General features: G+C 66.8%; 3 protein-coding genes and 2 pseudogenes. 1 reads left to right on the top strand and 4 read right to left on the bottom strand.

Annotated elements, in window-relative coordinates:
* Positions 1-528: 528 nt before the first annotated feature.
* The 4 genes and pseudogenes from ACTWQC_RS35555 to ACTWQC_RS35540 all read right to left on the bottom strand — a co-directional run.
* A complete protein-coding gene (locus tag ACTWQC_RS35555; RefSeq protein ID WP_443320004.1) occupies positions 529-2,961 on the bottom strand; it encodes a Helicase associated domain protein in 2,433 nt (810 codons plus the stop codon).
* 458 nt (positions 2,962-3,419) lie between these two features.
* Positions 3,420-4,004: a hypothetical protein gene (locus tag ACTWQC_RS35550; RefSeq protein ID WP_443320003.1), complete on the bottom strand. Its 585-nt coding sequence runs from the start codon at positions 4,002-4,004 to the stop codon at positions 3,420-3,422.
* Between the two features lie 724 nt (positions 4,005-4,728).
* On the bottom strand, positions 4,729-4,905 hold the full coding sequence (locus tag ACTWQC_RS35545; protein ID WP_443320002.1) for a hypothetical protein: 177 nt from the start codon (positions 4,903-4,905) through the stop codon (positions 4,729-4,731).
* 58 nt (positions 4,906-4,963) lie between these two features.
* A pseudogene (locus ACTWQC_RS35540) lies at positions 4,964-5,182 on the bottom strand (hypothetical protein); the annotation flags it as partial.
* Positions 5,183-5,217: 35 nt separating this feature from the next.
* Between ACTWQC_RS35540 and ACTWQC_RS35535 the strand changes: the two are divergent.
* A pseudogene (locus ACTWQC_RS35535) lies at positions 5,218-5,841 on the top strand (transposase family protein); the annotation flags it as partial.
* Between the last annotated feature and the right edge of the window lie 147 nt (positions 5,842-5,988).

The following is a 5,988-nucleotide window of genomic DNA, read 5'->3' as shown; positions in this document are numbered from 1 at the left end:
GCGGGGTGGAAGGCGCTGCGCGCCTTCCAAACGAAACGCCCCGCTTCGCGGGGCGAGTGACGAAGTGTCATCTCGGCGCGTTGCGCCGAGAGCCCCGCTTCGCGGGGCTGGTGCCTTCGGCACCTCGGCAGGTCCGCTTCGCTCCCCTGCCCTGGTAACTCTCCGGCTTCGCCTTCGAGTTATGAGCCCGCTTCGCGGGCTTGGCCGGCTAGGGAGGACGAGGGTGTGCGTAGCCAGTCCAGCGGAGGGCAAGGATCGGGGCTGTGTGCTTCCTTAGTTGAAAAAAGTTTTGGTGAATCCGAATCTGGGCCCCCTCCCCTTCCGCGGAGTCGAACTGGGGGGAGGTGAATGGTTTATCACGCGAGTGGGGCCCTGGCAGTGCCGGCACCTGACTCCCGGATCCACTAGGCATCTTCGTAGAGATCTACTTTCCAGCTTCGTAGATAAGGTCCCGCCGCGCGCACGCGGCTCGAGCTCGCTCATCCGCCGGAACACGTTGTCGCCGTGATCGGTTCCCACTGTCCGGGTCTACACGAGCGAGATGGGGCGGGTGGTGTCGTCGGTCCAGTCCCCGTCGAAGAGTGAGGCCACCAACGCATCGTGTTCCGAGGCGAGTTCGCCGTTGCGCTTCTTGGTGCGGGCCTTGGCGAACCAGGGGCCGATCAGGACGCGCTCGCTGTCGACGACGATGTGTTCGCGTGCGCTGGGGGCACGGCCTTCGCGACTGATGAAGAGCTCGAGGAGCTGTGTCATCTGCTGGAAAGTGCGGCGCATGCGGCGGGCCGGCTGGAGGGGGTTGGTCTCCGGGGTCAGGCCGATGTCGGTCAGGAGGGTCTGCTGGCCGGGCTCGAGGGTGTTCCAGCGGGTGAGCTGGCGGTGGAGCCAGCGGCCGGCTTTGACGCTGCCGATGAGGGTGTCGAGGTGCAGCGCACCCGGGTCGTGGCCTGCGGCGAGGTGGTTGCGGAGCAGGTGGTACTTGCGGTGCCAGTCCGGGCCGTACGGCAGCTGCCAGTCCTCGTCGATGGCGTTGAGGTCAGCAGCACGACTGGGATCGAGTGCGCCGCGGGTGGCGAGGGAGCGTTGTTCGGCGAGGAAGGCTCCGCCGGGGGCGGTGGCGGGGATAGCGAGGTGGCCGTGTGCTGCGTGGTAGTCGGCGATGGTGGTGAGGTTGGCGCGCCAGGCGGCGTCGTGCTTGTCCCAGATCATGCCGAGGGCGTCGAGCTCGGTGATCCAGTCCGTCTCCAGGCGGCCGACGCGGTGGGCGTCGCGCATGCCGGTGATGAAGCGGCCCAGGGCGTAGCCGTAGGGGTCGGTGTAGTCGGTGGGGACGTCGAGGTGGCCGTATTCGTAGTGGAAGGCCTGGGCTGAGGCGAGGCCTTCGCGGCGGGGGCGGGAGGTGGTGTCGCGGGGGTCGAAGGAAATGAGGTCCATCGCGCGGGCGATGCGTTCGGGGTGGACGGTGAAGTCGAAGTGCCACCTGCGTTCGATTATCTTGCTGGTTTCGCGTGGGAGGCGGTTGGCTTTGTCGGGGAGGCGCTGCAGGATGCGGTGGTCGTGGCTGGCCAGCGCGGTGGCGATCGCCCACACCGGCTCGTAGGCGGTGCCCAGGATGTTGGCGGGGTCGGCGCCGGGCGGGACGTAGACGGGGACGATGAGGCTGGCGGTCTTGCCGCTGACGTCGATGCGCAGGGCACGGCCCAGGGCCTGGACACAGCGGATGACGCTGCGGGTGGGATCGGCGAAGACGACCGCATCCACGCTGGGAATGTCGACACCCTCGGCGATCAGCCGTGAGTTGGTCATGATCGCGCTAGGGGCAGCGGCGAAGCCCTCGAACCTCTCCGCGCGCTCGGCTGGGGTGTGCTCGCCGTGGGCGAAGAACAGCTGAGGATGGATGTCGGGGCACAGCTCGGGCGCTGTCTTGCGCAGCAGGCGCAGGGTGTGAGGCAGTTCGCGGGCGAAGCAGCGGGCGTCGCTGACCAGATTGAAGTACACCAGCACTCTGCGCAGGCCGTGCTCGGCCATGGCCTTGAGGAGGGCCAGGTGCAGTGCGGTGGTGCGCAGTGCGCTCTCGGTTTCCCTGTCCCCCTCGCTGTCGGCGGTGGTGCCCGGGGCGGCGAGGTTCAGGCGGGCCCGCAGATCGGCGTCGGTGATGGTGGGCACCACGATGCGGTAATCCGCGGCCCGGCCGTCCACGACCGCCTGTGCGAGCGGATATTCGAAGATCTTCTTTCCGTAGACGGCCTCGTTATCCATCGAGTTGGCGAAGGCGTCCAGATCCGGCTCGGTGCGGCGTCGTCGGCGGGGGCGGGTGGTGTCGGCGGCGGACTCCGCCAGTTCTGGTGCGGCGAAGATTCGCGGGGTCGCGGTCATGTAGAGGCGGCGGTCGGCGCGGATCTTCGAGGCGTCGTTGATGAGCGCCCATTTTTTGTCCGCTCGGCCGGCGATCCGGTGCGCCTCGTCCATCACTGCCAGATCGAACGCCGGAACGTCGTGGCGGGTGTGGCGGGTCTTTTCGATCTTGTCGAGGGAGTCGTAGGTGCAGATCACTGTCAAAGCGGGGATCTGGTCCTTGCCGGGGCCAACCACCGACATCGCCGCTGCCAGGGCGTGCGGACTGACGGTCGAGCCGACCTGCGCCGCCACCAGGTCATCGCGCCCGGAGGCATCCATCGAAGAAACGATCACCATGTGGGCCAGGTAGCCATCCCTGCGCCACGCCAGTGCGGTCTGCGCCGCCAACTCCAAGGTGGGCACCACGAACAGCACCAGTCGCGCCCCCAGTCCCTCCGCGACACGCACCGACACCACCGTCTTGCCCGTGCCCGTCGCCGAGACCAGCAGCCCCCGCGCCCCTGGGCGCCGCAGATGCTTCACCGCACGCTCAACGGCCTCCACCTGGTGCGGGAAAAGCAGCCGCTTCTTCGTGCGGCCGGGCCGGGGAACGTCGACCAGAGTCATCCAGGCTTACCTCGACACAGGGGGCGGCGTACGAGCAGCAGCCCCGATCTGCAGGGGCCACGCGGAACATCCTGGCAAACCGGTGCTGCAGCGCGGAGAGGAAATGGGCCAATTACGCGGGAGCACCGGTCAGACCGGGACCCTCCTCCCCCTTTTTGTCGCCGTCGTCGGATGGTCCCAGTCGTTCGCGGGGCCGGGGGTGCTTGGGGTGCGCAGGTCGGCGGCGTCCCTGTAGGGCTCACGTATGCGGTGCGGAGATCGTGAGTGACATCCCGATCCGTCGCCGGCCGCACGAAGGGCAGACCGTATGAACGCTCGGTCGGGGGTGCACTCGTGTCTGGGCGATCTTCACGGTCGGGCTGTCTGCACTCGCCGTGGTCATTACGGCCCCTGTGTAGGTTCTCGGGGTGGGTGCGCTCTTTTGAGGCAGCAAGCTCATCCCGGCACCTAGCGCGTAATCAGAAGGGCGGCTCATCGGAGTAGCCCCGTGACTGTGTGGAGGGCTGAGGAGGGGGCCCGGTAGCCCATGGGTCGTCGGCCGGGGGTGATGAGGGGGTGCCGCCCCATCCTCCGGAGGCTGAACGAGCAGAAGGCGCCGCGGGGACGTGACTGCCCCAGCCTGAGGCGGCTTGTGCCGGTGCGGCGGGCGGAGTTGCCGGTGCCTCGCCTGGTTCGAGGCCGTCGATGTCGTCGTTCCACAGCTGGCGCAAGTACTCACGGCAGGTCGCCGGATCGTCCTCTTCGTACTGGTCGTCCGGCTCCGGCCAGCGACGGCCGTCGGGGTCCCGGTCTTGCAGCTGGCACAGAGCGCGCAAAAGGGCGTCGACTACTGCCCATTGGCTGGTGGTCTGCCCGGTGAGGAGGCGCCGTATGGTTTCTCGGCTCACCTTGTGAGGGTTCGGCATGGTGCCGGTGATCTCCGCGATCTGCGGGAGCGGGGGCCGCCCGGCTTCCCGGTAGTGGACGTAGAGCTCGGCAACGAGGTCCCGCTTGGGCCCGGGCCGCAGCACATCCTTGCCGGGCATCCGCAGCATTCGTGGCATCCCGGCAACTCTGCCACGTGCAAGCTCAGTTAGACACAAGAAAGCTCACTTTCGCTTGGCATCACACCCCATGAAAGCTCGTTCAACCTCATGTGGCCTCATTCTGACTGCTCTTGACCTCACCTGAGCTCGTATGAGCTAGTCCAAGACCACCTACAGCTCGTAGAAACTTGTTTTAGCAATCCACTGTTTTCGCTGGTCAGAGGCCGTTTCAAGGTGCTTTCGTTGTTGTCGTTCACTCCGGGATTCGGGATCCGTCTCAAGGAGTGGACAGCGGCGCGGCCGTCACCAGAAAGCGGCGACGGCCCCCTGGTGGGCAGGGAGCCGTCTGCAGAAGACCTGAACCATCCCAAGCAAGCGAAGGAGAAGCTCATGTCCAAGCCCGAGGGTAAAGGCAACAGCTCACCGCAGGAACCCCCTCGGGGGCGTTGGCGACCTCGCCTCCGACGTATCCGCAACGAGGCCGGCCTCTATGTCGTGCGGGGCGCCGCAACGGCAGTCGGCGGGGCGTTCGTGACCTGCGGCGTCGTCTGGGTTCAGACGCGTGCCTGAGCATGAGGCGTAGCTGGGGGGTGGACCGCTCGTCATGACGCGGTCCACCTCGTGCGGCTTCATGGTTGTTTGGTCACCGGCTACTGGGCACCCGAGATCGGGCACCATTCACACCCGCTGCCGTGGCCAGCGGCCGTGGGCACAGCCTTCGGAGCGCCCATGGGAGGCGTGATCAGACGTTCTTCCACGCTTCACGAAAGTCGCTCCTGGCCTGCTCTGCGGATTTGGCCGGGGCATAGGAGGCAAGCAGCACCCGCCATGCGGTGCGTTCAAGGTCGGACAGCCACAGGCCGCCGATGAGCTTTTTGTTGAAGGTGAGGTCGATGGTGGAGGCGAGAGTGTCGCCCACCAGCTCAGCTTGAGTTTTAACCTCCGTCGGGCGAGCGAGGGGCATACGTGGGGCGGATCGCATGTTCGGCCTCGGCTCCCACCTCAATGAACCGCTCCAGCAACGCGAGCCGTTCCGCGCGCCGGGCCTCCGACAAGGCGTTCTGCTGCCGTTGCTGTTCAGCACGTTCCGCCGAGAGCTGAGTCCTGTGCTGGACAAGGTAGGACAACAAGCCGCCGAGGACGACGCCGCCCAACGATATGAGTGACACCCAGACCTGACCTGCCATGGCGGTCATCGTGCCATGCCGTCGATCTTTGAGACGATCTCGCTGTGGCTGGTGTGATCACGGCGTTCGAGCCGTCATGGATAGCCCCGTTCACCGGGCTGAGCCCGCGTCAGTTCGGCAAGCTGATCACCGCGCTGCGCCGCGAAGGCGCGGATGCGGTCCGAAGAGGACGACCGTGGAGCTTGCCGTTGGAGGACCGGGTTTTGCTGGTCGCCGCGTACTGGCGGACGAACCTGACGCTGCGGCAGCTCGCCCCGCTGTTCGGGATCCCGAAGTCGGCCGCCGACCGCATCATTGACCACCTCGGGCCAACGCTCGCGCTCCAGCCGCGCAAGCGGTTCCGTAAGGACACCGTGCTGATCGTGGACGGCACGCTGGTTCCCACCCGTGACCACACCGTCACCGAGCAGTCGAAGAACTACCGGTACTCGACCAACCACCAGGTCGTCATCGACGCCGACACCCGACTCGTCGTCGCCGTCGGCCGGCCGGTCACAGGCAACCGCAATGATTGCAAGGCGTGGGAACTTTCCGGTGCGAAGGCCGCCGTCGGTCGGGCCACGGTCATCGCGGACGGCGGCTACCGGGGTACCGGCCTGCTCATCCCGCACCGCCGTGAACGCGGCCAGACCAAACTGCCAGCTTGGAAAGAGGAGCACAACATCTCCGTAAGTTGTTGGGCGGCCCGGGGAGGGCCGGGTGTGGCTGACAACGCCTTGTCGGACGTGGCTCGGTGGGAGTGGCCGCCCAGCTCTCCGGGGCGCCCTGGCTGCTGATTGAGATGTGCGCTTCGGTCGCTGATTACGGAGATGACA

This window comes from Streptomyces sp. 8N616 (assembly GCF_052246385.1).
GTDB lineage: Bacteria > Actinomycetota > Actinomycetes > Streptomycetales > Streptomycetaceae > Streptomyces.
This window is presented reverse-complemented; position numbering and strand designations above follow the sequence as displayed.

Excerpts from the sequence above, each read along its gene's own strand:
- ACTWQC_RS35555 (WP_443320004.1), bottom strand. The coding sequence starts at position 2,961 with ATGACTCTGGTCGACGTTCCCCGGCCCGGCCGCACGAAGAAGCGGCTG.
- ACTWQC_RS35550 (WP_443320003.1), bottom strand. The coding sequence starts at position 4,004 with ATGCCACGAATGCTGCGGATGCCCGGCAAGGATGTGCTGCGGCCCGGG.